The 24,808-nt window shown below is 38.2% G+C and carries 25 protein-coding genes and 1 tRNA gene; 16 read left to right on the top strand and 10 right to left on the bottom strand.

The window, feature by feature from the left end; all coding sequences use genetic code 11:
• Window positions 1-47: 47 nt before the first annotated feature.
• The 3 genes from HCG49_RS09985 to HCG49_RS09975 all read left to right on the top strand — a co-directional run bounded on the left by HCG49_RS09985 (window position 48) and on the right by HCG49_RS09975 (window position 2,061).
• The gene (locus HCG49_RS09985) at window positions 48-467 is read left to right on the top strand and encodes a DUF1801 domain-containing protein (RefSeq protein WP_168469391.1); all 420 of its coding nucleotides are present in this window, start codon (window positions 48-50) and stop codon (window positions 465-467) included.
• A 50-nt stretch (window positions 468-517) separates the two neighbouring features.
• Window positions 518-1,102: a Crp/Fnr family transcriptional regulator gene (locus tag HCG49_RS09980; protein ID WP_168469390.1), complete on the top strand. Its 585-nt coding sequence runs from the start codon at window positions 518-520 to the stop codon at window positions 1,100-1,102.
• An 80-nt stretch (window positions 1,103-1,182) separates the two neighbouring features.
• On the top strand, window positions 1,183-2,061 hold the full coding sequence (locus tag HCG49_RS09975; protein WP_168469389.1) for a pirin family protein: 879 nt from the start codon (window positions 1,183-1,185) through the stop codon (window positions 2,059-2,061).
• A 708-nt stretch (window positions 2,062-2,769) separates the two neighbouring features.
• Here HCG49_RS09975 and HCG49_RS09970 read toward each other — a convergent pair.
• The 4 genes from HCG49_RS09970 to HCG49_RS09955 all read right to left on the bottom strand — a co-directional run bounded on the left by HCG49_RS09970 (window position 2,770) and on the right by HCG49_RS09955 (window position 4,906).
• A complete protein-coding gene (locus HCG49_RS09970; RefSeq protein WP_168469388.1) occupies window positions 2,770-3,471 on the bottom strand; it encodes a lysoplasmalogenase in 702 nt (233 codons plus the stop codon).
• Window positions 3,472-3,499: 28 nt separating this feature from the next.
• Window positions 3,500-3,793: a hypothetical protein gene (locus HCG49_RS09965; protein WP_072765518.1), complete on the bottom strand. Its 294-nt coding sequence runs from the start codon at window positions 3,791-3,793 to the stop codon at window positions 3,500-3,502.
• 214 nt (window positions 3,794-4,007) lie between these two features.
• Window positions 4,008-4,517, bottom strand: coding sequence for a DUF3124 domain-containing protein (locus HCG49_RS09960; RefSeq protein WP_168469387.1), 510 nt, complete (start codon window positions 4,515-4,517; stop codon window positions 4,008-4,010).
• Between the two features lie 143 nt (window positions 4,518-4,660).
• On the bottom strand, window positions 4,661-4,906 hold the full coding sequence (locus tag HCG49_RS09955) for a (4Fe-4S)-binding protein (RefSeq protein ID WP_168469386.1): 246 nt from the start codon (window positions 4,904-4,906) through the stop codon (window positions 4,661-4,663).
• Window positions 4,907-5,439: 533 nt separating this feature from the next.
• Between HCG49_RS09955 and HCG49_RS09950 the strand changes: the two genes are divergently transcribed.
• Window positions 5,440-5,886 (top strand): VOC family protein, encoded by a 447-nt coding sequence (locus HCG49_RS09950; RefSeq protein ID WP_168469385.1) that lies wholly within the window; start codon window positions 5,440-5,442, stop codon window positions 5,884-5,886.
• 83 nt (window positions 5,887-5,969) lie between these two features.
• On the opposite strand, the gene murA is transcribed toward HCG49_RS09950, so the two are convergent.
• The 3 genes from murA to HCG49_RS09935 all read right to left on the bottom strand — a co-directional run bounded on the left by murA (window position 5,970) and on the right by HCG49_RS09935 (window position 8,320).
• A complete protein-coding gene (gene murA, locus HCG49_RS09945; protein WP_168469384.1) occupies window positions 5,970-7,277 on the bottom strand; it encodes a UDP-N-acetylglucosamine 1-carboxyvinyltransferase in 1,308 nt (435 codons plus the stop codon).
• A 15-nt stretch (window positions 7,278-7,292) separates the two neighbouring features.
• A complete protein-coding gene (locus HCG49_RS09940; protein ID WP_168469383.1) occupies window positions 7,293-7,946 on the bottom strand; it encodes a DUF4290 domain-containing protein in 654 nt (217 codons plus the stop codon).
• A gap of 86 nt (window positions 7,947-8,032) precedes the next feature.
• Window positions 8,033-8,320 carry a DUF493 family protein gene (locus tag HCG49_RS09935; protein WP_168469382.1) on the bottom strand — a complete coding sequence of 96 codons (288 nt, stop codon included), beginning with the start codon at window positions 8,318-8,320 and terminating at the stop codon, window positions 8,033-8,035.
• 116 nt (window positions 8,321-8,436) lie between these two features.
• On the opposite strand from HCG49_RS09935, the gene HCG49_RS09930 reads away from it, so the two are divergent.
• The 5 genes from HCG49_RS09930 (at window position 8,437) to HCG49_RS09910 (ending at window position 12,952) form a co-directional block, all read left to right on the top strand.
• Complete coding sequence (locus HCG49_RS09930; protein ID WP_168469381.1) at window positions 8,437-8,979, top strand: AAA family ATPase; 543 nt, start codon at window positions 8,437-8,439, stop codon at window positions 8,977-8,979.
• Window positions 8,979-10,883 carry an ATP-dependent DNA helicase RecQ gene (locus HCG49_RS09925; RefSeq protein WP_168469380.1) on the top strand — a complete coding sequence of 635 codons (1,905 nt, stop codon included), beginning with the start codon at window positions 8,979-8,981 and terminating at the stop codon, window positions 10,881-10,883. The genes HCG49_RS09930 and HCG49_RS09925 overlap by 1 nt, the downstream gene beginning before the upstream one ends.
• The gene (gene fmt / locus HCG49_RS09920; protein ID WP_168469379.1) at window positions 10,880-11,827 is read left to right on the top strand and encodes a methionyl-tRNA formyltransferase; all 948 of its coding nucleotides are present in this window, start codon (window positions 10,880-10,882) and stop codon (window positions 11,825-11,827) included. Before HCG49_RS09925 ends, fmt begins: the two co-directional genes overlap by 4 nt.
• A 178-nt stretch (window positions 11,828-12,005) precedes the next feature.
• Window positions 12,006-12,278 (top strand): HU family DNA-binding protein, encoded by a 273-nt coding sequence (locus HCG49_RS09915; RefSeq protein WP_072765510.1) that lies wholly within the window; start codon window positions 12,006-12,008, stop codon window positions 12,276-12,278.
• A gap of 113 nt (window positions 12,279-12,391) precedes the next feature.
• Window positions 12,392-12,952 (top strand): YqgE/AlgH family protein, encoded by a 561-nt coding sequence (locus tag HCG49_RS09910; protein ID WP_168469498.1) that lies wholly within the window; start codon window positions 12,392-12,394, stop codon window positions 12,950-12,952.
• On the opposite strand, the gene HCG49_RS09905 is transcribed toward HCG49_RS09910, so the two are convergent.
• Complete coding sequence (locus HCG49_RS09905) at window positions 12,949-13,794, bottom strand: aminotransferase class IV (RefSeq protein WP_168469378.1); 846 nt, start codon at window positions 13,792-13,794, stop codon at window positions 12,949-12,951. The two genes, HCG49_RS09910 and HCG49_RS09905, sit on opposite strands and share 4 nt — an antisense overlap.
• Window positions 13,795-13,848: 54 nt before the next feature.
• Window positions 13,849-14,232 carry an START-like domain-containing protein gene (locus tag HCG49_RS09900; protein WP_168469377.1) on the bottom strand — a complete coding sequence of 128 codons (384 nt, stop codon included), beginning with the start codon at window positions 14,230-14,232 and terminating at the stop codon, window positions 13,849-13,851.
• A gap of 142 nt (window positions 14,233-14,374) precedes the next feature.
• Here HCG49_RS09900 and HCG49_RS09895 point away from each other — a divergent pair.
• A tRNA-Met gene (locus tag HCG49_RS09895) sits at window positions 14,375-14,448 on the top strand.
• A 738-nt stretch (window positions 14,449-15,186) separates the two neighbouring features.
• On the opposite strand, the gene HCG49_RS09890 is transcribed toward HCG49_RS09895, so the two are convergent.
• Window positions 15,187-16,026 (bottom strand): M23 family metallopeptidase, encoded by an 840-nt coding sequence (locus HCG49_RS09890; RefSeq protein ID WP_168469376.1) that lies wholly within the window; start codon window positions 16,024-16,026, stop codon window positions 15,187-15,189.
• A 61-nt stretch (window positions 16,027-16,087) separates the two neighbouring features.
• Here HCG49_RS09890 and HCG49_RS09885 point away from each other — a divergent pair, with 61 nt between their 5' ends.
• From HCG49_RS09885 to HCG49_RS09860, 6 genes are all read left to right on the top strand, one after another.
• Window positions 16,088-17,311 (top strand): hypothetical protein, encoded by a 1,224-nt coding sequence (locus HCG49_RS09885; protein ID WP_168469375.1) that lies wholly within the window; start codon window positions 16,088-16,090, stop codon window positions 17,309-17,311.
• 122 nt (window positions 17,312-17,433) lie between these two features.
• Window positions 17,434-18,264, top strand: coding sequence for a hypothetical protein (locus HCG49_RS09880; RefSeq protein ID WP_168469374.1), 831 nt, complete (start codon window positions 17,434-17,436; stop codon window positions 18,262-18,264).
• Window positions 18,265-18,456: 192 nt separating this feature from the next.
• The gene (locus HCG49_RS09875; RefSeq protein WP_168469373.1) at window positions 18,457-19,872 is read left to right on the top strand and encodes a toprim domain-containing protein; all 1,416 of its coding nucleotides are present in this window, start codon (window positions 18,457-18,459) and stop codon (window positions 19,870-19,872) included.
• 106 nt (window positions 19,873-19,978) lie between these two features.
• Window positions 19,979-22,507 carry a type IV secretory system conjugative DNA transfer family protein gene (locus HCG49_RS09870; protein ID WP_168469372.1) on the top strand — a complete coding sequence of 843 codons (2,529 nt, stop codon included), beginning with the start codon at window positions 19,979-19,981 and terminating at the stop codon, window positions 22,505-22,507.
• 11 nt (window positions 22,508-22,518) lie between these two features.
• On the top strand, window positions 22,519-22,917 hold the full coding sequence (locus tag HCG49_RS09865; protein WP_168469371.1) for a hypothetical protein: 399 nt from the start codon (window positions 22,519-22,521) through the stop codon (window positions 22,915-22,917).
• 931 nt (window positions 22,918-23,848) lie between these two features.
• Complete coding sequence (locus HCG49_RS09860) at window positions 23,849-24,691, top strand: GIY-YIG nuclease family protein (protein ID WP_168469370.1); 843 nt, start codon at window positions 23,849-23,851, stop codon at window positions 24,689-24,691.
• Window positions 24,692-24,808 lie beyond the last annotated feature (117 nt).

The following is a 24,808-nucleotide window of genomic DNA, read 5'->3' as shown; positions in this document are numbered from 1 at the left end:
TAATCCTATACACCCCTAGAAAATGGACTAAAGCAACACAATCCGACATGGCCGAGAACAAAACAAAACCTACCTCCAATTCCGTAAGTACTTTTTTAAATGCTTGCGAACCCGAGCAAAAACGTTTAGAAGCCTGGGAATTGGCAGCATTGTTCCAAAAAATTACAGGCGAACCCCCCGTTTTGTGGGGCGAAAGTATTGTGGGCTTTGGGAAGTATCACTATAAATACAAAACTGGTAGGGAGGGTGATATGCTATTGACCGGATTCTCTCCCCGCAAGCAAAACTTCTCCATATACATCATGGCCGGATTTCCTAAGTATCAAGATTTGCTCGAAAAATTAGGGCCCCATAAAACCGGAAAATCATGCTTGTACATAAAACGTCTTTCCGATATTGATCTAAATGTCCTCGGCGAGCTGATAAAGACCTCCTTTGAAACCTTCAAAGATAAAAAATGTCCCTAAAGCCATTCCTTGAGCATATCCAAATAATAGATCCCTAAAAAACCAAAACCTTGAAGAACTTTACCAAATATTTAAAGACCAAAGCGCAAGTATCCGAAGAAAACTTTGAGCTACTTATTAAACAATTGGCTGTAAAAAAAATAGCCAAAGGCACGGTTATTTTACGGCCAGGAGAAGTCTGTAAGCATTCCTTTTTTGTAGAAAAAGGTCTTTTAAGATCGTATACCATGAATACCTCTGGGAAAGAACACATCCTTCAGTTTGGCTCCGAAAATTGGATTGTAGCCGATCGCAGCAGTGCCTTTTTTAACGAACCATCGGAACTGTTTATAGACGCTATAGAAGATACCGAAGTGATCCTCATAGGATCGGACTTTATAGAAAAGGCCAATGAGATCAGTCCGTATTTCCGAAAATATAACCAAATAGCCCTACAAAACCATATTCGCCACCAACAGAAAAGAATCAATCTTTTGTTGAGTGCTTCGGCAGAAACCAGGTATATGAATTTTATACAACTTTATCCCGACCTAATCAGCAGGGTCCCCCAATGGATGATAGCCTCCTACCTAGGAATAACCCCCGAAAGTTTAAGCAGGGTACGCAAAGAACTGGCAAATAAGCCTTTGAAATAGGACTAGAACCTTTCTTATCATAGATCAATGCCCAGGCTTTAAATACTTCTTAACTTTGGATATAGATTAAAAAAAAAGTCATGAGCACAAAAAATATAGAAATAGTAGTGGCCCCAAAAACGCCGCATTATGTTGGGGATGGATTTAGAGTACACAATTTTATCCCTAGTGGGTATCGTTTGGATATGGAAAGGATGAGTCCTTTTATTTTAATGGATTATAATGCTCCGTTCTATTTTCCCCCTACCGATAAACCACGTGGCGTAAGTGTACACCCCCACCGCGGTTTTGAAACGGTCACCATTGCCTATAAGGGTAGGATTGCCCACCATGACAGTGCCGGAAATAGCGGGGTTATTAAGGAAGGTGATGTACAATGGATGACAGCTGCCGCCGGAATATTACATAAAGAATATCATGAAACCGAATTTAGCAAAGCTGGGGGCGAATTTCAAATGGTTCAATTGTGGGTAAATCTTCCTGCAAAGGATAAAATGTCGGCACCAAAATACCAAGGTATTACCCATGAGCAAATACACAAATATGAACTGGAGAACAATAAAGGTATCGTTGAAGTTATTGCAGGGGAATACAAGGGAGTAAAAGGAACCGCCACAACCTTTACGCCTGTAAATTTATTAAACACCCGATTAAACAAAAACGTAAAAACCGACTTTAACTTCCCTAGTACCTATAACACTGCCCTTTTAGTACTAGAGGGTGAAATAAAGGTAAACGATACAGAAGTTGTACCGACAGATCATTTCGTTTTATTCGAAAACAAGGGAGAAGATTTTGTGGTAGAAGCCATGGAAAATGCCATTTTCCTTGTTCTCAGTGGAGCACCCATCAACGAACCTATTGCAGCCCAAGGCCCATTTGTGATGAATACGAAAAGTGAATTGGTGCAGGCCATAGAGGATTATAATTTGGGAAAGTTTGGCCATTTAGAAGAATAAACGTGCCATTTATAGCGATGACCAGCTAGGAAAACCGGAAACACCCGGTTTTCTTCTTTTAAGAGAAGCCTACTGACCTTCATAAATGCAACTGCTAGCTTCAAAAAATTGCTTTTGAACTTTCCCTTCATATAACTAAACATGCATATATGTATGACTAATAAAAAGTAATATATCCAGGTGGCACAGCAGTTTCTCGGGGAGGTACAGAAAGCTGTTTTCTTTTTTTTACATATACTTCCCTAAGCAGCATAGTCCGTTATTAGACATTAATATCAGTATTAAAGAACAGCTTTTAATAATTATTATTTAATGACTCACTACTCAAAAAGAATATTCATAACTACTACCCAAAAAACAGTTATACCTGACTTCTAAGAGGTCTGTTTTTAGTTTCTGGTAGATATTGTTTTCGACCTCTATCCTCAGCGTCACGCCCCTGCCCGTACAGGAAAGAATAGGGTGACAGCAATAATTTTAAAAGCTCCTTTCTTTTAAACATCATAAAGTGACTTTGTGCAGTGCGTTTTCTTTTAAGTGGTCAACCTATATCAGGGACGTACATTATTGTTAACTGCCACTAGTTCTTTGAATGCCGCGTTAGCTATTGCAGCGGCATCCTTTTTTAGCGGGCCCAGCCCGCTAAAAAAGATACAGCGGAAAGAGCGACCCGATAGGGTAACGCCCAAAACAGGATGCTATAAACAGCTAGATGGTTACTTTAGAGGTTGCTGAGGGTGCTGCCTTGCTTCCCAACAACCCCATCACAATAAGGTATTGTGCCATGGCATAGGTGCCCATGACCAAAAGGTGTGACCAGGGTACGGCCGTTAAAAATTTGTTGACCGCCAAAATACTATCGGAGATTATAAAGAATACTGCCCCAGTAAAAACAAGGGTATAAGGTCTTGTAGAGGCCTCTTTTTTTCTTGCAAAAGCGGTGATGGCCATGGTCAATATTCCTAGGATATAAAGTATCACCGGGATTTTTAAGGGACCTAATTTTTCTGCCAATAATAGATATAAGGTGCTTCCGTAAGCAATTAGGAGGCTAAGAACATACCAAAAACCATATGGGAATTGTGGGCTTCGTTGTTTTAAAAACACCAGGGCGTAACAAAGATGGGCCATGAAAAAAGATCCCAGGCCCAAAATAAAAAACAGCTCATATTGGGTGTCATAAAGCAAAAAGATATCACCCAATAAAGAAAATAAAAGGGCCAATAGGGTAGGTTTATAGATAGATTTTGGAAGAGTTTTTCCTAAACGACCAAAATAAAGGAGTAAGGCTATAAGAATTAATGGTTTTGTTAGCTGGCGAAAACCGCTAACATCGGACATGCCTATCCATAGATCCAAAAAAACAAGCAACAGAAAAAACCATAAAAAGGGTATTGGTTTTAATTTCATAGACGGTAGTTATAGTAGAAGCTACTTGCTAGTTTGCGTAAAGTTTTCTTTTTCTGACCACTATAAAACATAGGGTTGTTTGTAGCACCACGGCAATACCATTGGTAAGCCATAGGGCCACTGTATTGAATCGAATTCCGTAAAAACACCAGAAGAGGTATATAAATACCCACCCAAAAACAAATCCGTATGAAAGGCTGCTTAGACCTTTAAATTTAAACTCTTTGTATACCTGAATGGCAATGACAAAACAAGCGCCCAAACCGGCTGTAATACCTATAGTTTCGAAAATACTTTCTGGGATACTGTGTAAAAAACTCATCGTAATATCATTAAAAAAGGGGTTGGACAAATGTTATAAGGGTTGATTTATTTGGCTGAATTAGTTCCTCTTAAAAATTGCCTACGATTTGTAGCGCTTTTTTGAAAAACAGTTCATAGTTTTAAATATACATGATTTTAGCATGCCTTGAACACCAAAATCCCTATAATCGTACCTATAAAAAATCTATTATAAGGAAGTTATTAAGAAGTACTTATAATTTTAATCCTTGTGTCGTAAAGGAAATACCTTGTTGCCCCGTTGTTGATATCATAACAGCTTCGAAAATGGGCTCACGATCTTTGGGCTTTACCGCCCAATCAAAAATAAAATTGGCTCCGGTTCCACCGTGTTTATCGTCTTGGTCTATGACAATCTCTATCGTTTCTAAAGGTTTTAGGAATATAGGTTTCTTAAAATAAGTCCGTAGCAAAGTACCCTCGGTATTGTAGTATGCCGCTTTTAAAATATAAATGGAATCGGTAGGATTTATATTGCGAATGCTCGTGGTAGCGGTTAAGTGGTGCAGCACCTTTTCCGTGCCGTCGTAAATAGAAGAATAGACGGACAGGTACGAACTGCCCATGATCAAAGAATCTTTTTCCTGTATAGAAATATATTTGCTGTCCCAATTTACAGGGTCTAAAGGAATGGCCTCTTTGTTGTCATTGCAACCTATTACCCCTAAAATTAGGCTATAACCAATGGATAAGAGTTTTTTCATGGAATAAAATTCTAGGCTTTTTGTTTTGTAAAAGTAATTTACAAAAAGCAAACTGTTAAAGGTCAATATTCCATGATATATATCTAAATAGCCATCATCATTTTTTTAAAGGGGCCATATCTCACTTTGTTTAGAAGCACAATTTAGGCGTGTGGCCTGTTTTTTTCTTCGTTGATATAAAAGGACAAGGCGCCCGAAGGACAATTGCCTATCTGGGCTTTCAGGGCATTCGTAGTCGCGTTATGGGGTTTTACCCAAGGATTTTCTTTTGGGTTGTACACCTCTGGCAAGGTTTTTACGCAAATCCCAGAGTGTATGCATTTTTTCGGTTTCCATACCACGGTAATCTCACCATTGGTATATTCTTTTTTAATCTCATTACTAGCCATGATTTTAAGATTTTAGTCCAATTAATAGTCCTTTTTTCGGGCCTTAAAATGTCTTTGAAACGATTTTACAAGGTAATAGTCACTAATATAAAGGTACTTAAATTTATGGAAAAAGCAGGTTTGAACGCTATTTAAAGTATTGGTAATAGGGCCCTTACAAGAAATGCAAGTCTTTTTTATGCTAATTTTATTTTGGGCGTTACCCTGTCGGGTCGCTCTTTCCGCTGTATCTTTTTTAGCGGGCCCAGCCCGCTAAAAAAGGATGCCGCTGCAATAGCTAACGCGGCCTTAAAGCAACTAGTAACAGTTACCATTAATCAAGGAAGTTCATTGAAGAAGTGATAAGTTGACAATTTTAAATGAACGAAATAGTACAACTCAAATAAGAATTAGACATATTCAATAATGAAAAAAGATGGTTAAAGATTACCACATATTATGCCCCCTACCTTTATACAAACTACTTTTTGTAACCGCCCATTTTATTTGGACTTTTCTTTTTCCTAACTTGTAGGCTACCAACCTTATTTTTTATGAAACAATTTCTCTTTTTATTTTTTATCGCTCAATGTTATATTGCTTATGGACAGACATTTGATTTTAGTATAGATCATTCTTCCCTAATTGTAACAGATTTAAAAGCTACGGGCGATTTTTATGCGGACGTCTTACAGTTGGAAGAAATTCCGCATCCCGATAATTCGCCTGGTTTTAGATGGTTTCTAATTCACGGAAATACTCAATTACATCTAATTCAGAAAGATACCGTCCCCATAAAAAAACACAAATCCATGCACCTATGCCTGTCGACGCAAAAACTAAAAGCTTTTATCGACCACTTGGAGAACCACAAAATCCCTTATGAGGATTGGCCCGGAAAGAAAAATGCCATTACCCTGCGGACCGATGGGGTGCAACAAATTTACCTTCAGGATCCCGAAGGCTATTGGATTGAAATCAATACCGCAAAACATCCCTAACTTTTACTTGGGAAAATAAAAAAGGCTTCTTTGACGGGGTGTCCAAGAAGCCTTTTTTTATTATAACAGAAATTCGTTTTCTACTAGAGTCGGGTTATTTTCGCCCCTATAGCACGTAAGCGTGTATCGATATTTTCATATCCACGGTCTATCTGTTCAATATTATGAATGGTCGATGTTCCTTTTGCCGAGAGCGCCGCAATAAGCAGGGAAACTCCAGCTCTTATATCTGGAGAAACCATCGTAGTCGCTTTTAGGGTCGATTCAAAATTGTGCCCTATGACAGTAGCTCTATGCGGATCGCAAAGAATAATCTTTGCTCCCATATCAATTAATTTATCGACAAAAAACAAGCGGCTTTCAAACATTTTCTGATGAATAAGCACTTCTCCTTTTGCCTGGGTAGCCATTACTAAAATTATACTCAACAAATCTGGCGTTAACCCTGGCCATGGCGCATCGGCTATGGTCAATATAGATCCATCGATATAGTTTTGAATTTCATAACCGTCCTTATGTTCAGGAATAACAATATCGTCGCCCTTGCGCTCTAACTGTATTCCCAATTTTCTAAATACGGTAGGTATCTGTCCAAGGTCGTCCCAACTAACGTTTTTTATGGTCAGGTGACTTCTGGTCATGGCAGCCAGTCCAATCCAGCTCCCGATTTCTATCATATCGGGAAGCATTCTATGTTCTGTACCCCCGAGCGAATCTACGCCCTCTATTTCCAATAGATTAGAGCCTATACCATTGATTTTGGCCCCCATTCTATTGAGCATTTTACATAGTTGCTGCAAATAAGGTTCGCAAGCGGCATTGTATATGGTTGTTTTTCCTTCTGCCAAAACCGCAGCCATAACAATATTGGCCGTTCCGGTTACCGAAGCTTCATCTAACAACATATAGGTACCTGTAAGCTTTTTAGCTTCTACCCCATAAAAATGCTCTTCTTTGTTGTACCTAAAAGTAGCTCCTAACTTTATAAAGCCTTCAAAATGGGTATCTAACCTTCGTCGGCCAATTTTGTCACCGCCCGGTTTTGGAATATATCCTTTTCCAAATCGCGCCAATAATGGTCCAACCAGCATTATAGAGCCTCGCAATCCTCTTCCGTCCTCTTTGAACTGGGCAGATTGGAGATAGTCTAAGTTAAGGTTATCAGCTTTAAAGGTATAGGTGCCCTTGGCCTTCTTTTGAGTTTTCACCCCCAGGTCCTCCAACAAGGAAATAAGCTTATTTACATCGACAATATCTGGGATATTGCTAATGGTTACTTCTTCGGATGTGAGTAAAACGGCACACAGAATTTGTAATGCCTCATTTTTTGCCCCTTGTGGTGTAATTTCACCATGCAATTGATGGCCACCTTCAATTATAAATGTTCCCATTAAGCGTTGAGAAAATTAGTATCGCTTTTTACTGCGAGTGTGAGTTCTTTGTGTTTTTTTACCAGAAGTGGTTTTTGGAGTTTTAGCGACCCTATTCTTAAGAAACTGTCCGCTATCGGTTAGGTTTTCACCTTCCTTAGCTAGGTCTATTTGGCCATCGCTCAACTCGTATAAGTGTTTAAATATGGCCTTATCCTCTACGGTATCCTTGTTCCAATTTAAATAACACTTTTTCATATGATTGGCTATGGCATATTCCAAGCCGTCTCTCATATCCCCTTTTTCCCAATTGACTGCCACATCGATCATTCTTTTTATGTTATTACCATAAAAGCGATATTTCGGAAAGTTCTGTGGGTATTTTAAGGGTTCGGGCCGTTTCTGTAGGGTTTCTTTTGAAGTTACAGGAAAAGGAGAATCTACATTCAACTTAAAATCGGACATTATGAATAGTTGATCCCAAAGTTTATGATGAAAATCGGGCACATCCCTCAAATGAGGCTGTATATTCCCCATTACACTTATTATAGCTTGCGCTACCCGATTACGCTCTTCATCGTCTTCTATAGTAATGGCATGATCGACCATTTTCTGAAAATGACGGCCATATTCGGGTATAATGAGCTTTGTACGCTCAGTATTGTATTCTAAGTTTTCTACTAAATTCAAATTGAAATATTTTTACTTAAAAATTTAAGACAAGGAAGTATTCTTGTACGCATGCAAAATAACAAAAATATGCCACAAAAACTATTTTAAAGTGAGATTACCCCTTTTACAGCTCCTACCTCTTTATATTTATTGATGACTTCGTCCGGACTCTTAAGGTTTACAGTAATCGAAAGACTGGTATACTTGGCGTTCTTAGATTGCTTTGTTTCTATGACAGCTCCTGTATTATTAAAAATTTCTTCGATCTGGCTAATTTTTCCAGCATCGGTGGGCACTATAAATTTATATAGGTAATCTGATGGCCACTTTGTTCCTTGGGCTAATTGTTCTTTTAACCTAATATAAAACTCGTCTGATTTATCTTGATCCATAGCAATGTTTTTGCAAATATATAAAGTATCCTTGGCAATTTTTTAGTCTTAGGGGTATTTCATTACTTTGCAGTAGCATTTTATCCCTAAAATAGGGAAATACAAATTCACAACAATTGAAGACCAAAAAAATTGTCATCACAGGAGGTCCCAGTACCGGGAAAACATCTATTATAGATACAATTGCTGAAAAGGGTTTTTTTTGCTTCGAGGAAATATCTAGGGAAATCACCTTGGAAGCGAGAAAACAAGGTATTCCCCAATTATTCGTTTCAGACCCCTTATTGTTTAGCGAACGGATTATGGAGGGAAGGATAAAGCAATACCAAGAGGCCGAGAAAACAGCACAACCATTCGTTTTCCTAGACCGTGGCATTCCCGACGTCTTGGCTTATATGGATTGTTTTGGACAACCTTATGAAAAAAAGTTTATTACCGCTACCACCTCTTTTGTCTATGATCAAGTATTTTTATTACCGCCTTGGCAAGAGATTCATGCTTCGGACAACGAACGATACGAAAATTTTGAAGAAGCCTTGCGCATACACACCTTTTTAGAAAAAACCTATAGGCATTACGGTTATAACATCATCACGGTGCCAAAGGATACCGTAGACCAAAGGGTTAACTTTATCCTTAACCATATAAAAAACACATAGTGCCCCAGCACCCAAAAGAAATTTTACAAGAATTCTGGGGGTATCCAGAATTCCGAAACTCTCAGGAAGAGATTATCAATGCTGTTCTTGACGGTAGGGATGTGATGGCATTGCTGCCCACCGGTGGGGGAAAATCACTTTGTTATCAGGTTCCGGCCCTGGCAAAAGACGGTATTTGCATCGTCGTTTCGCCTTTGATTGCCCTGATCAACAACCAAGTAGATGCCTTAAAAAAACGAGGGATCAAGGCACTTGCCCTAACAGGCGGAATTTCTTTTGAGGAAGTAAACAACTTATTGGACAATTGCCTCTACGGCAAGTATAAGTTCTTATACCTGTCACCGGAAAGGCTTCAACAAGAATTGGTACAGAATAGGATACGCCAAATGGATGTTAACCTTATCGCCATAGATGAAGCGCATTGTATCTCGCAATGGGGCAATGATTTTAGGCCGGCCTACTTAGACTGTATCATTTTACGCGAACTTGCACCGAACGCACCTATGATAGCCCTTACGGCTACAGCGACAGAAGTGGTGGTCCAAGATATGATGAGCAATTTAAAATTTGAAGCCCCCCTTCTTATTAAAGATTCCTTTTCTAGAGACAATATTTCCTTTTCTGTCTGTTGGGAAGAAGATAAAAGATATCGTCTAAAACAACTGTGCGGCGAAACAAAAACAAGTATCATCATATATGTTCGCAGCAGGCGCATGACACAGGAAGTTGCCAACTTTCTTCACCAACAAGGGTTTAAGGTTACTTTATTTCATGGCGGCATCACCAAAAAGGAAAAAAAAGACCGCTTAAACAATTGGCTGCAGAACAAGATTCAGGTTATGGTAGCCACCAATGCCTTTGGAATGGGAATAGACAAACCAGATGTAGGCCTGGTAGTACACTACCAAATTCCCGACAGTATGGAAAACTACTTTCAGGAAGCCGGAAGGGCAGGTAGGGACGGCAGCCCGGCAAAAGCAGTATTAATCACTAATAAAGCAGATGAGATTCAGGTTAGAAATCAGTTTTTAAGTGTGTTACCAGATATTGCTTTTGTTAAATTACTGTACAATAAACTCAACAACTATTTTCAAATCTCCTTTGGTGAAGGCACCGAAGAAACATTTCAATTGCCTTTTAATGCTTTTTGTAGTACCTATAAGTTAAATCCCATTACCACCTATAACGGTTTGCGGATTTTAGACCAAAATTCGGTCATCGCCTTGTCCGAATCTTTTTCTAGAAGAACAAGTATCCGTTTTATATGTACTAAAAATAGCATCTTTAATTATTTGGAACTACACCCAAAGCAAGCTCCTGTCATCCAGACCATTCTAAGAACCTATGGGGGAATTTTTGATTTTGACACCAAAATAAACACCTTGTTAATTTCAAAAAAAACCAATACTTCGGAAAAGTACGTGATATCAATTTTGGAACAATTAAAAAAAGACGACTTAATCGATTACCACGCACAACATAGCGATTTGGAAATTAGTTTTTTGGTTCCCAGAGAAGACGATAGGACCATTAATATATTTGCTAAAAAAATAACACAGTTACAAAAGATAAAAACAGACAACATAGAAAGCATCATATCCTTTATTAAAAACGATTCCATTTGTAGAAACAAGCAATTATTGGCTTATTTTGGAGAAAAAGGAAGCGAAAAATGCGGAAAATGCGATGTATGCCTTCGTCCTAAAAATGTAAACGGAGATATTATCCGAATCATTAAACAAGAAATTATACCACTTTTAAAATCAGGCCCTCAAAATTCCAGAGCCATCATAGAGACCCTTATATATAAGGAAGTCAATATTATTTTGGCACTTCAAGAATTATTGGAAGAGGGCACCATAAAGATAAATGCGGTAAACCAATACGAAATAAACAAAGTATGAGCAAGCTAAGAATAGTATTTATGGGTACCCCCGATTTTGCCGTAGCAATTTTAGATTCCCTTATTACGAACAATTATGAGGTTGTCGGAGTCATAACCGCGCCCGACAAACCAGCGGGAAGAGGCCGAAAGCTTCACGAATCGGCTGTAAAGGTATACGCCAAGAAAAAGGGACTTACTCTTTTGCAACCCACCAATTTAAAACAAGAGGAGTTTTTAAACCAGCTCAGCGCTCTTAAGGCCGATCTTCAGATTGTGGTTGCTTTTAGAATGTTGCCACGGGAAGTATGGCAAATGCCTGCCCTTGGCACCTTTAACCTACACGCGTCTTTACTGCCGCAGTACCGGGGTGCGGCCCCTATTAACTGGGCCATTATCAATGGAGAGACAGAAACCGGGGTGACGACCTTTTTTATAGATGATAAAATTGATACCGGAGAAATTCTACTCCAGGAAAAAACAACTATAGATAAGGACGATACAGCAGGAGTCCTCCATGATAAATTGATGTATTTGGGCGCCGATTTAGTTGTTGAAACCGTAAAACGAATAGAAAGTAAAGACATAGCCCCTAGCAAACAACAGGACGACAACACCTTAAAGGAAGCCTATAAAATACATAAGGACACTTGTGAAATTGATTGGTCGCAACCTTTAAAAAATATTTACGATAAAATAAGAGGCCTAAGCCCCTACCCCACTTCTTGGACTACCTTATATAATGGAGAGGACGAATTGTTTTTAAAAATCTACACCGCTACCATGGAAGTAGCGGAGCATAATTTAAAAATAGGTTCGCTATTTTTTGACAAATCACAGATAAAAGTAGCGGTCAATGGCGGGTTTATATCCCTATTGGAGATACAACTACCAGGGAAACGAAAAATGGCTACTAAAGATGTTTTAAACGGTTTAAAACTAAAAAATGAGGCCTATGTAGCCTAAACCCCCATGTACACTGAGGGTAGCGAAGAAAGTAAAAAACCTCTTACGTTATTAACAAACAGCCAAAGTTATTAACAAAATAATGGATTTCCCCCTATTTTACTTGCGTTACTGACAAATCCGTATAAATTTGTTGAAGTATTAAAGTTTAAACAATAACAATTAATTTAACAAAATTATGAACAAAACAGAATTAATCGATGCAATGGCAGCTGATGCTGGCATTACAAAAGCTGCGGCAAAAAAAGCATTAGAATCTTTTTTAGGAAATGTTGAAGGTTCATTGAAAAAAGGCGATAGAGTTTCTCTAGTAGGATTCGGATCTTGGTCAGTTTCTCAAAGAAATGCTAGAGAAGGAAGAAACCCATCTACTGGTAAGACAATCCAAATTGAAGCTAAAAATGTTGTTAAGTTTAAAGCAGGAGCTGATTTAAGCAACGCTGTAAACTAGTCATAATTACCCGATAATTTAAAAGCACTTCTTCCAAGAGGTGCTTTTTTTTTGAAAAAAATCTTTAGACTTAAAAAGAAATGTTTTATTTTAGAGACTAGAACTACTAAATGATGGTTGAAGTAAAGCCCAAAAAAGGAACCCTTTTGATTGCTGAACCGACTCTTTACGGAGACGTGTCCTTTAACAGGTCTATTGTTTTATTGGCAGAACACGGAGAAGAAGGCTCTATCGGGTTCATCCTTAACAAACCCTTAGATTACACCATCAACGATCTAGTAAAGGAAATTGACATTCCGTTTAAAGTCTATAACGGTGGACCTGTAGAACAAGACAATCTGTATTTCATACACAAGGTCCCTCATCTAATTGAAAATAGCATCGAAATATCGGACGGTATTTTTTGGGGCGGAGATTTCGGGTCCATAGTCGACCTCATCAATCAAAATATTATTGGCGAAGATGACATCCGTTTCTTTTTAGGGTACTCTGGCTGGTCTTCCCTTCAACTGAATGAAGAACTAAGCTCAAAATCTTGGATAGTCGTAGAGAACGTATATGAAAGTAATATCATTCAAAAGTCGCCCAATGCCTTTTGGAAAGAAAAAATGGTAGAACTTGGGGGCAATTACCTTATCTGGTCGAATGCCCCGGAAAATCCAAATTTAAATTAATTCAACCTAGCTGCAGCGTTAAGCTTTCCTAACAAATCTGCTGCCACCCTACTACCGTATTTCTTTTTCCTATATTTTGTTATCGGCTGTATTCCTACAATGGCATTGGTAATAAACAATTCATCGGCCTTTTGCAACTCAAATGGGGAAATAGGCGATTCTTCAAATTCATACCCTTCCAAAGCTCCAAGGATACCTATCAATTTTTTCCTGATGATACCATTTAGGCAGCCATCTTTTACCGATGGGGTTTTGATTAGATTTCCCTTTACCAAAAACACATTGCCATTAAGAGCCTCTACCACTCTTTTTTCCTGATTGAGCAATAAGCAGTTCTGGTATCCGTTTTCGCTGGCAAAAACACTCCCAACAACATTTATGATCTTATTATTGGTCTTTAGGGTAGACAGCATGTCTGCATTGACATAAAAATCTTTAAACAATTCCACCTCGTAAGCACCTTCATTTAATATAAAAAACGGCGTATTTAAGGCATTAGCCTCTACGATATAAGAGATGTCATTGCTTTCTGGAAGGTATAAGCCCCCGTTGTTCCTAAACACGGTAAAGCGGATTCTGGCCGGTTTGCTCTGCAGGTCATTAGCGTTAACGGTAGCCAATATTTGTTCTTCTAGAAACTCCATGGTAAAACTCATGGGAATCTCCATCCTAAGAATTCGCATAGAGGCCATTAGCCTTAGGTAGTGGTCTTCCAAAAAGAACACCTTGTTGTTCACTACCCTAATCGCTTCGAACAATGCGTCTCCATAACGAAGCCCCCTATTTTCTTGATTTAAAAAATAGGAGTCTTTTGAATGTAAGTTGCCATTAAAATTAATCATAAGAAAAGCCTTGATTTTTCAAGGCCAAAGATACATTTTATTCAATAAAAGAGACTAGGCCGATCCTAAAACCTGCTTTAAACTCGATACCTGGTTCTGCCATAGCATCTTAGCTTCATCCTCCTCGCCTTCTTCGGCAAAATCGGTGATAAACAAAGACACATCCTTGGTAATTTCATCGACAATGATCCGCATTTCGAAAAAACTATCATCTTCTTCGGCAAGCCATGTGAATTTTACAAACTCGTCACTTTTTCTTTTTAACAACTTAGCTTCTTCTTCGGAACCGTCCCATATAAAACTGAACATTTCTCCTCTCGAATTTACATTGTCTGCAAACCACTCGGACAAGCCCGATGGAGTTGAAATATATTGATATAGTAGTTGTGGAGAAGCGTGTATTACAAACTCAACTTCAAATTTAATTTTATCGTTCATCCTTGATCTTATTTACGTCGGACAATATATATATTTCTACATGATTAAAAAATTTATGGGGGTAGAATATTTTTTTTAAAAAAAATTTTGACAATTGAAAAATAGAACTATCTTTGCACCCGCTAAGCAATAGCAGTAGCACGGCGAGGTAGCTCAGTTGGTTAGAGCGTCGGATTCATAACCCGGAGGTCACGAGTTCAACTCTCGTTCTCGCTACTAGTAAATACAGGAACCCAGGAGATTTTTCTTCTGGGTTTTTTTCTTCTGTACAACATATGTACAACATTTTGTCCCTTTATTAGGATGATTAACTATTACCCAACAACTTATACATTTCCTAAACGTCTTTTTATTTTGCCATTAAACTGTCTCCGTTTGTGCTTTTAAGGGTTTTGCAATTGGCTATTGATCCCTGATTTTATAATTCAATATTCGCATTTAGAATAACACCTCTTTTAAAATTCTATATAATTTGAATAATTTCACTTTGTCCCGTCGCGTCTATTTTCCCTTTTCTAAACAACAAAAGGATCCTCTTTTTATTATTTTCCATGATATTTTATTTTAATATTATGCAACCCCAACAATCAACAGCAGCGCAGCGGTGCGGGTAAGTCCATGTGGAGATTTAAAAAAATTGCGGTGGGTTCCCCCGACAGCAGGGATAGCCTATTTTTTCAACAACAAGATGGATCCGGCATAGGCGGCTTGATTAACTTGCAGCATGTTCATGAAAATTGACTTATTAGGTCTCAACAATTCATTCGTCCTATTTAGATATCGAACCAATAAAAAAAGATGGAAGTATGTATACCAAAAAGAAATGGTAGTTTAAAATTGAGCCCATTAAACAAACGGACCATATTTGAAACTAAAAAGCAGTAGATTGGAAGGTTAGATTGATTCCTTTGAAGGCTAGGAAGTGTTAAAGCAGGAAGAATCAATAAAAAACACCTAATTTTCTTCTTCCATTTCCGGGTTACCCTTGAACAATCTAGCATATATCTTCTTTTTAAGATCGAAAGAAGGTCTTGGGTCAATTTTTTCCTTATTTTTCAGTATTTCGTAGTGAAGATGATATCCCGTTGAATTTCCCGTATTCCCCAATGTGCCTATAATTTGGTGCTGAGCTATCGTCTCTCCTTTATGGACCAGCACCTTCTCCAAGTGCCCATATATGGTTTCAAAACCAAAGCGATGCCGCATGACAATATAGATACCATATCCCTTTGGCGAATACCCCAGCTCCTTAATGGTACCGGATGCTGTTGCATGTACCTTTGTCCCGGATGGGGCGGCCAAATCGATCCCATAATGTTTTTTCTCTTTTTCTGAAATGGGGTGAATACGTGTTCCGTAGTTACTTGAAATGGAATAATCGCCTTTTCCCAACGGAACGGCAGCGGGAAATTGGGCTAACAAATTTGGGCGGTACTTTAGGTAGGTCTCCAGTGAACCTATGTATGAGTAATCAGGTATTCGATATAGAAAACCTATTATACGCTCTTCGATGGCCATCAACAATCGCTCCCGCTCCCTTGCTACCTCCAGCCCTGTAGTCATAGTATCATTCAAGTTCATGTTTAATCGCTCCTCATACAAATCCATAGTTTTCACGGCATCCTCCAGCCGTTGAGCCGATTTACCCGGACTATTCTGAATAATATAGAAAAGACCCATCGTAACTAATACGACAAAGTAGCACACTTTCTTTCTTCCAAAAATCATACTGGTTTTCAACTTATTACAATCTACTTTTTTATTCCAACGGCTAAAAAGTACAAAAAAAATCATATATTTGTATTTATATACAAATTTAATAATTATATACATATTAATAAGAGGTTAATATTCTATGGACAACTGGCTTACAAAAGACCACCTAATACACCTTCCCAAACTTTTCGAATATTTGGGTTTCGGACTCCTACGTTCTGAGGACACTTACCTTCTATTTAAAAAATACGATGAGCATTATATAGTCATTAAAACGGAAAAGGGATATTTCTATTATACGGTACAACGTCCACAGGAAAAATTTTCGGCATCAGAACTAATAACGGTCCATGTTTCAAAAATGGAAGGATCGGGAGAAGATTTTATATGGGATAAGGTGTACAACTACTACAATAAAGTATTGGAAACCAAATCTCTATTAAGAGCAAATTACTCGGAAGAGACCCTTAAAGTAGTTCAAAAAGATTTTAATCATTTTTTATCTTACCAGTCACCCCTGGAAGAAACTTCGGGAAATCTATATTTTGATTTGGAAAACGATATTCCCTTTTCGGGGCGTGTGTTCTTAAGCGATGAAGGCGCCCCCCTATTTCCCTTATTCAACTTGCAGAACGAGATCTGCGGATATTTCCAAGATATAAGCAAGGAGGTAGTCCCTTATAGGGAGTCGGCAATAGGGCACTCCCTTTGGTATTCCAATATCCCCAAAAAAATAGAAGGCCTTTTTCTTTTCAACAATCCCAAGGAGGCATTGGCCTTTCACAAAAAATTTCAATTAGAAAATGTAGTATATATGGCGTTGGGAGCAATAAATTCCCAAACCACCGATATCCTTTTCCAGATCCAAAGGCTAACAAAAGTGGACAAACTCTTTTTAAGCTTTACGGGAAATAAAAAAATAGAAGGCTATTTACATGATCTCCACTTTATATCGTACACAAGCGATTCTGATTTCAATTTAATCTTGACCGATAGGGATATGTTGTTACGCTTCCCCATGGAAAATGAAAAATCTTTCTCCCGCTTTTACGACCATACAAGACGATATAATAAAGAGTTGACCAAAAGTTTTTTAAAATTTAATAAAATCATCGACCAAAACAGACTTAACAAATACAGTATTCTGGTTTCAAAAGACAATGAAGACATTAAGGTCCGGTTGCCCATAGAATCCAACGCCATCAAATTATTGGTCTGGTCTTATTACAAAAACTATCTGAACAAAACGATAGATATACTAAAACCAAAATCAGACAATTGGTACACTGAATGGGTAAACACTCAAAATCAAATCAATGAAGGGAAGGAGGTGCCATTGAAAGAATATAGGATAGCCCTGTAAAATGAAAAGAGGACGCTCCCGTCCTCTTTTCTTCAAATTCCGAAACTCACAAATCACTCCTGATCTGAAAGTTATTCAAAGGTAACAATTTCAAATTCCGTAACAATTTAAATCACTCAAAAATGGAAAATCAAGTAGAAAATACAGTTCAAAAAGTATTCGTCTTTGTCAACCAAGTATGGCACAAAGGCGAAGCCGTATCCACAGATGATACCATCTTTAAAATAAAGACAATTAACCATCCTCCATTTGAAATGCTAATGGACAGCATTCATGTAGAAGTCCGAAAAACCAAGGATCAACAATTTGCTACGGCCGATGCCAAAAGACGCTTGGAAGGGGCCTATATAAGTTTTGAAAAGTTAGAGCCCAATATTCAAGAGAATATCTTGGAGGGCAAGGAAGCGTTAATAACGACCACTTATATAAAAGACGGAACATTAAAAGAAACCGTAAAGATGGTTCAAATGCTCTACCACCCTATCTATGGTTCCAAATTGGACGTGCAGATAAAACGTACCGAGCCTGTTAAATGGAAAGAAGCGAATGCCTATCGGTACCAGTTTTCCAAGGAAGAATTCCATGCCATGGTGCAAGAGGGTAAAACCATCCTGTTTACAGGATCGTCTGTGAATGGTGAAACCTTTAAAAAGATAGCCTATTATGAGCCTAAACTACACGACATTCGTACGAAATCTGCCGTCTCGGCCAATATGTATGTTTTGGGCCAAATACTAACCGCATCCCAGGCGGAAAAACTAAATCAAGGCGAAGAGGTTAAAATTACGATTCGAAAAACGCAAAAAGGACCATTGACTTATAAGGTAAGATGGAGTGCAAAGAGCCAACGTTTTCTTTATAGAAATTGCGAACCAATGGAACAACAAAGGACAAATATGTCGACACCCGCTGAAACAAAAAAGAATCAGCTTAACAATACCTTAAACGGGTAGTTTTTTTTGCAAATAACCAATGGCCGGTCTACAGATTAGGTCGGCTTTTATTTCTTCACCATGAATGGGCCCAATTACATAGATGATCCGCAACACTATAAAAGATTAATCTCAAAAATCAACTCTGAGGTTAACTTTCCTTTGTTCCTCCATCGAAATGACTATAGTTTAATAAAGAAAAGTGCGAGCTCCATGGAGTTTAAAAATTCTAGGGATCGCATTGTACTGAATATCGGCCGAGATCCAGTAACCTTTTTCAACCGCAATGATTCCCAGGATAAGGGGCTTTTTTTCAAATTCCTTTTAAAGCGGAGCGACAACTTTTACGTGGCCGTTCGGGAAGGACTAAAAATTGCGAATATCAGCGAGCAATCGGTCTGTATCCCTTTAAAGAAAAGACAGGCTACTTCCAAAAACAAACCCTTGGAGCTAAGTTTTACTATTGCCCCCTTGGAAAATCCCGGTTACCTACTGAATCAAAGAGGTATTTCTATGGCTACCCTAAAGAGCGTAAACTTTTGCGGTCGTATCTATAATGCCTACCCAAACAATAAAAATGGTCGTAAAATCGCTAACATCGCCTTTCCCAAATACGATTTGGCGGGCAGCCCACAAAATTACATATTGTTCAACAAGTCCTATAGAAGCAAAAAGGAGGATAAAATAAAAAAGTTTCGTCTTGTGCTCAACCGCAAAGACCACTTCCTGTTTTATTCCACTCCTATAAAAGCTCCCTCTGCGATTGTTGTAGGGGAAAGCGCCGTAGACCTCCTCTCCTACCACCAACTCCATGGTAGCCCTCAATATTTTTATGTCTCTTTCAGCGGAAACGTCTACTCAAAAAAACTCACTTTTTTTAATCTTCTCACCGCAGCGTACCTCGACACCAACAAGACGATCATTAAATCCATCATGGACAACGATAGTAAAGGATTCGAGTTCGATCTAAAGTTGTTGGCAAGCCTCCTAAATTTTTATAATCAGGATCTTGGAGTAGAAGCATTGTTCCGTCGAGAAAGCGTTAGTTTTTGCATAAATTACCCTAAAGATAGCAGAAGTAAATTAAGAATTCATGCACAGGTTTTAGCGAAAACAATAACTTCCATGGTACAAAGGAGTTTGGTCCAATGGATAAAATCCCATGACAAAATAGCATTGCAATTCTCCTTAAAGGAGATGATGGACATCCCCAAAAAGGAGGAGAAAAAACATCCTTTCAAGGCACTTATAGAAACCATTAGCACTGTTTATTTACCCTTTCACATCACCGTCCATAAATCGATTGGAAAAGACTGGAACGAAGACCTCATGGATTCCAAAAGGGAAATTTTTCATAAGTTGGAAACCGTTGCCCCCAATATCATGGCCATTGGAGATAAGGTAACTATAAAATTCTGGTTAGGAAACCATCGCCCTGGCAGTATAGGAATTATAAAAGCCCTTTCCGATGACTGTGTTAGATGCGAATTTGGCCCAGGGGATAGCGAAACGGTTCCCTTTAATCACATCAAGACGCATTTTACTAAACGAACATCCCTTGTCCCGATCACTTGGATTAAGGACTCAATAAAGGACCATCAGGCGCCATACCTTAAAATGGGCCCCTAGGACGCTCATTGAATTACATCGAATGATGTAATGCTTCTTTTTACCAGCTTGATATTCCGCTTATAGAACCTTTAAAGGAAGGCATATTTAACAAAACGATACTATTATGAACAACCAGAACTTGGCCTTTTCGGCCATGCTACTTTCGGTAAGTTTCTTTGTAATATTGGGGTTTATCCCATATTACCCACTGCTGCAATACCTAGAACTGGATTCGGCCCTTTTCGGAATGGTTCATGAATTTTTAGGACGGTTCAAGACTTTACAAAAGCCTTTTCTCAGCAGGTCTTTATTGCTACTGATTATTTTGGGGAGCGTTATGCTCTATAACCCCAGAAAAAAAGAAGGAAGCTCTCTTGTCACCGGATTTGTATATTTTTCATTCGGCGCCCTACTACTGTTTATTACGGCTTATTTTAAAGCTTTCCAAATTCCTTCACTAGGCTACTCCCTTTTCTTGTACTGCATTGGGTTTTTATTATCGGTTACAGGGGTCGTTCACTTATTCCAAGTTATGGACTTTGCCAACGAGGCCGAGGAAGATCCATTTAACGAACAGAACGAATCCTTCCGGCAAATGGAAGAAAAGATTGATACCAAATATTCCGTAAACATCCCCTATGAATACCGTTATCGCGGGATACTCCGCAAAGGGTGGGTGAATTTCGTAAACCTGTTTCGGGGTTTGTTGGTCATAGGCACCCCAGGTAGTGGAAAATCCTTTGCTTTGATCGAAGAGATCATAGAACAGATGATAGCAAAAAACTTTACGTTGCTGATTTACGATTTTAAGTTGGATACCCTTAGTAAAATCGCCTACAACTATTGGCGTCAAAAAAAGGAACTTACCAACGAAACGGACCAACCTTTCAAAATACCTGAATTTTATACCTTGAGCTTTGATAACATAGAGAAATCGCACCGTTGCAATCCTATTGATCCCTACTTAATGCAAAACCAGACGGACGCTTCGGATGCAGCTACCATTATAATGAAGAACCTAAACAAGGAGTGGATCAAACGCGGTGATTTCTTCTCCAGAAGCGCCATTAGTTTTGTTGCTGGGCTGATATGGTACCTAAAAAAGAAATCCGAGGAAACAGGTGAATATATCTGTACGCTGCCCCATGTGATCACCTTATCTACCATTAACATAGAATACTTATTGGAAATTATGATGCAGGAAGTAGAAGTTCGTAGTCTAATGATTCCTTTCAAAGACGCCATGGATCGAAAAGCAGGTCAGCAATTGGCAGGTCAGACCGCTAGTGCTCAAATCTCCCTCTCGATGCTGGCCAGTAAGGAAATCTATTATATTATGACTGGAAACGATTTTCAGTTGGACATCAACAACCCACAAAGTCCAAAAATAGTCTGCATTCAAAACAATCCCGATCGTTCAGAAATATACGCTGCTCCCATTGGTCTGTTCATTAACAAGGTGCTACAGGTGGTGAACAAACCAGGGTGTAGGCCAATGGGTCTGATCTTGGATGAACTCCCGACCGTTTTCATTATGGGACTTCGAAAGATTATTGATACTGGCAGGTCTCATTACGTAGCCACGATACTAGGAGTACAAAGTATTACACAGCTTATAGCCGATTACGGCCGGGAACTGGCAGAGGTCATTTTTGACAACTGCTCCAATGTCTTTACTGGCGCTGCAAAAGGAGAAACAGCCCGTCGAATCAGCGAAATTTTTGGACGTATCCATCAGGAAAAAAGAAGCAAAGCGGTTTCCAGCCAGGATACCACGCTTAATTTTAGTACCATCCTTTCGTCATTGCTTCCAAAGAGCAAGATAAGCAGTATGTCTACTGGTCATTTTGCAGGTATTGTCGCCGATACCTTTGAGCAGCCGATAGCGCAAAAGCTATGTTGTGGACTGTTAATGCCCAATATGGAAGCTAAGAAAATTCAGGGCAAATACGAACTACCTTCACCCTTCCAATTTAGAAATAAACTCCATCAGGAGTTGGTAGCCTCCAAAATGACCGTTCTACAAAATCTTAATTTTTTTGAGGTAGTGAAACATCTGGACTTTGGTCAGAGGGATCACAGGGAGTTCTATGGCAAGTACCTCAATAAATTTACCAAGGAACGGTACAATAACCCTATAAAACAGATGCAGTTTATCCCAATAGCCCGTGAAATAAAACTATTTGACCACCTGCATAAATTAAAGAGCCTTACAATAGAGGATACCGATACAATAAATTCTATAAAAGAGTATATTACCGCTCTGGTGGACCGAATGTTCAAAGAGCAAGAGAAAAACAGGGTATTGGAGGAAAATTTTATGAAAGTGATTCAGGATATCAATATCCTGGTGGAACGGGAGTATTCTCGATGCACAGGAAAAAAACCCAAGTTACCGATATTTGATAAAACTAAGATAGGTGGTGAAATAGGTACGTCTTTGAAAAAAAACGATCTTATCGCCAGGGGTTTTATTACTGATTTTCATACCAGAGCCAAAAAGGCATTGGCAGATTCATTCCGTAAGCAGCATGAATTACCTAACTTTGGAAAGTTTACCGAAGCCAATCAATTTGAGATTGGAAATGGTGCAGAGAAAGAATTGGAAAGCTTATTCTCCAGCTTTCCTATAATAATGGATTTGGAAAATTAATTATTCGAAACATGAAAGACATATACGAGCTGATGAAAGCCCCTACTGAGGATTTTGCATACATCAGTGAACGGTTAAAATTGATACGTGAAGAACTGATTACGAAAGATACCGGTAACAGGCGCACGAGCGCATTTTCCATAAAGGCCATTACCGAGCGTTTTGAAATGGACTACAATACATTGGTTAACGTAGAACGTGGGGCTATCTCCTTAACTACTATCAAATTGATATTATACTACTATTCCCTGGGATATAATCCAGCATGGATCCTTACTGAAAACAACGAGTTTATCCCAAAAACCAATATTGGTGAAAACGTGGTCTACCAAGCCGATGTACAAGAGGAATATAAGGAAATGGAAGCCGCCATTGTAAATGCCCTTACCGAGTTTAAGAAGAAGATTTAAACAGTATCCTCCAACCTACGGTCACTTCATTGGACAACAATATTTAAAAGGGGAGAGCCCTTCTCCCCTACCTTTATCCTGCTACACCTACAACGATGAGAGCTTTTGTTGTAAACTCTCCTCTTTTTCCATAAACATAGTTACATTTTTCCATAGCATAACGTTTAATCCTATTTCTTCATCGCATATTCAGCACAAGTTGACTACTGCTCTTTTGAACAACTTCCGAAATAGTAGATAAAACCTTATATTGGTGGATTGTACAATAGAGATATAATCACTAGGTTCTATTCACGTTCGTAGGGCTTAATTATAATTATGGCAGGAATATTCAGAAAGGTTTTCAAGCTATAACTAAATACTGATAAAGATCCTACAGAAGATTATATTACTGAGATATTTTGTCATTGTTTAAAGGAAAACTCAGAAATACTTAAAGATTTCCTTCAATATTTTAACATTTACAATCTTGCATTACTGAAGGCTAATTCCTTGCCGGTCTCAAAGTCTAAACTAGTCCCTAAGCCCTCTTGAAAAAGGTCAAAAAACTAAAAAGTTGATTTTAGGAGAAAAGAAAAATATCGGTTCGTTTTGTGCCAGAAACAGGGTTTCTAAAAACATACAAGAGCATATTCTCCATACCTCCCCTCAAGCAGCATCAAATTGTTGTATTTTCTTTCTATTTAATTTGTTATTCACCTACCAATATTATAATATTGATACAGCTATTTATAAATAGATAACAGTACCGTATTATTGCTGTTATCCAAAGTAATTAGCCGATAAACAGTATATATTAAACTGATATAACGAGTTGTACTACATTCTTCACATAAAGAAAAACTCTATTAATTTATTAAACTAACGAGTTAATTTCTATGTAAGAAATTTATATTAAATTTAAGCGTTAGTCAGAATTTTAAACATAAAAATGAATCGACCACAAACTATTCAGATTTTCTTACCTGATGGCTCTCCAAGAAGCGTGAAAATTGCGGAGATTACCAATAGAGTTGTTAAAGCCATATTAGTTCCTAGGAATAAGTTGGAATATATCGCATCAAGAAATGAGTTAAAGAATGTAGGCATATATTTCTTATTCGGAGAATTAGCTGAAAAAGCAAAACCAATTGCATATATCGGAGAAGCAGAAGATTGTTTAGAAAGATTAAAACAACATAACAGAACAAAAGAGTTTTGGAACTATGCGGTAGTAATGGTTTCAAAAATAAATGCATTCACTAAATCACATGCAAAATATCTAGAACATATTGCAGTTGAAGAAGCAAAGGAATCTAGTACATATCTTACTGAAAATCTTACTTCACCAAGTAAACCTTTCGTAACTGAATCAATGGAAGCGGATCTACTTGATAGCTTTGATACCATAAAAATATTACTATCCACTTTAGGATTTCCGATTTATGAGAAGATTGGTAAAGAACAGATTGATTCCAAAGAGCTTTTGTTTTTAAATGGACGAGGAATTACTGCGGAGGGAGATTTAATAGATGATGGATTCGTCGTGTTTAAAGGTTCTCAAGCTAAGAAAGAAACAACTCCTTCCTGTCATGAATATCTTATTAACCTCCGTCAAAAATTGTTTAAAAACGAGATAATCATTGAACATAATGGAAACTATCAATTTGTTCAGGATTATGTTTTTGGTTCGCCAAGTACAGCAGGTGGAGTTATATTAGGAAGATCGACTAATGGCTGGAATAAATGGAAAGATAAAAATGGTCGGACTTTAGATGAAATTAAAAGGCAATAAAACGTAGTACAATCGAGTGGGTGGCTCCGCCATCTAATGACGGAGTGCACCCCTCACACCACCGTACGTACGGGTCTCGTATACGGCGGTTCGATAATGAAACTTAACGTTTGTAGT

It is taken from the genome of Arenibacter sp. 6A1, from assembly GCF_012272855.1.
Classification (GTDB): domain Bacteria; phylum Bacteroidota; class Bacteroidia; order Flavobacteriales; family Flavobacteriaceae; genus Arenibacter.
This window is presented reverse-complemented; position numbering and strand designations above follow the sequence as displayed.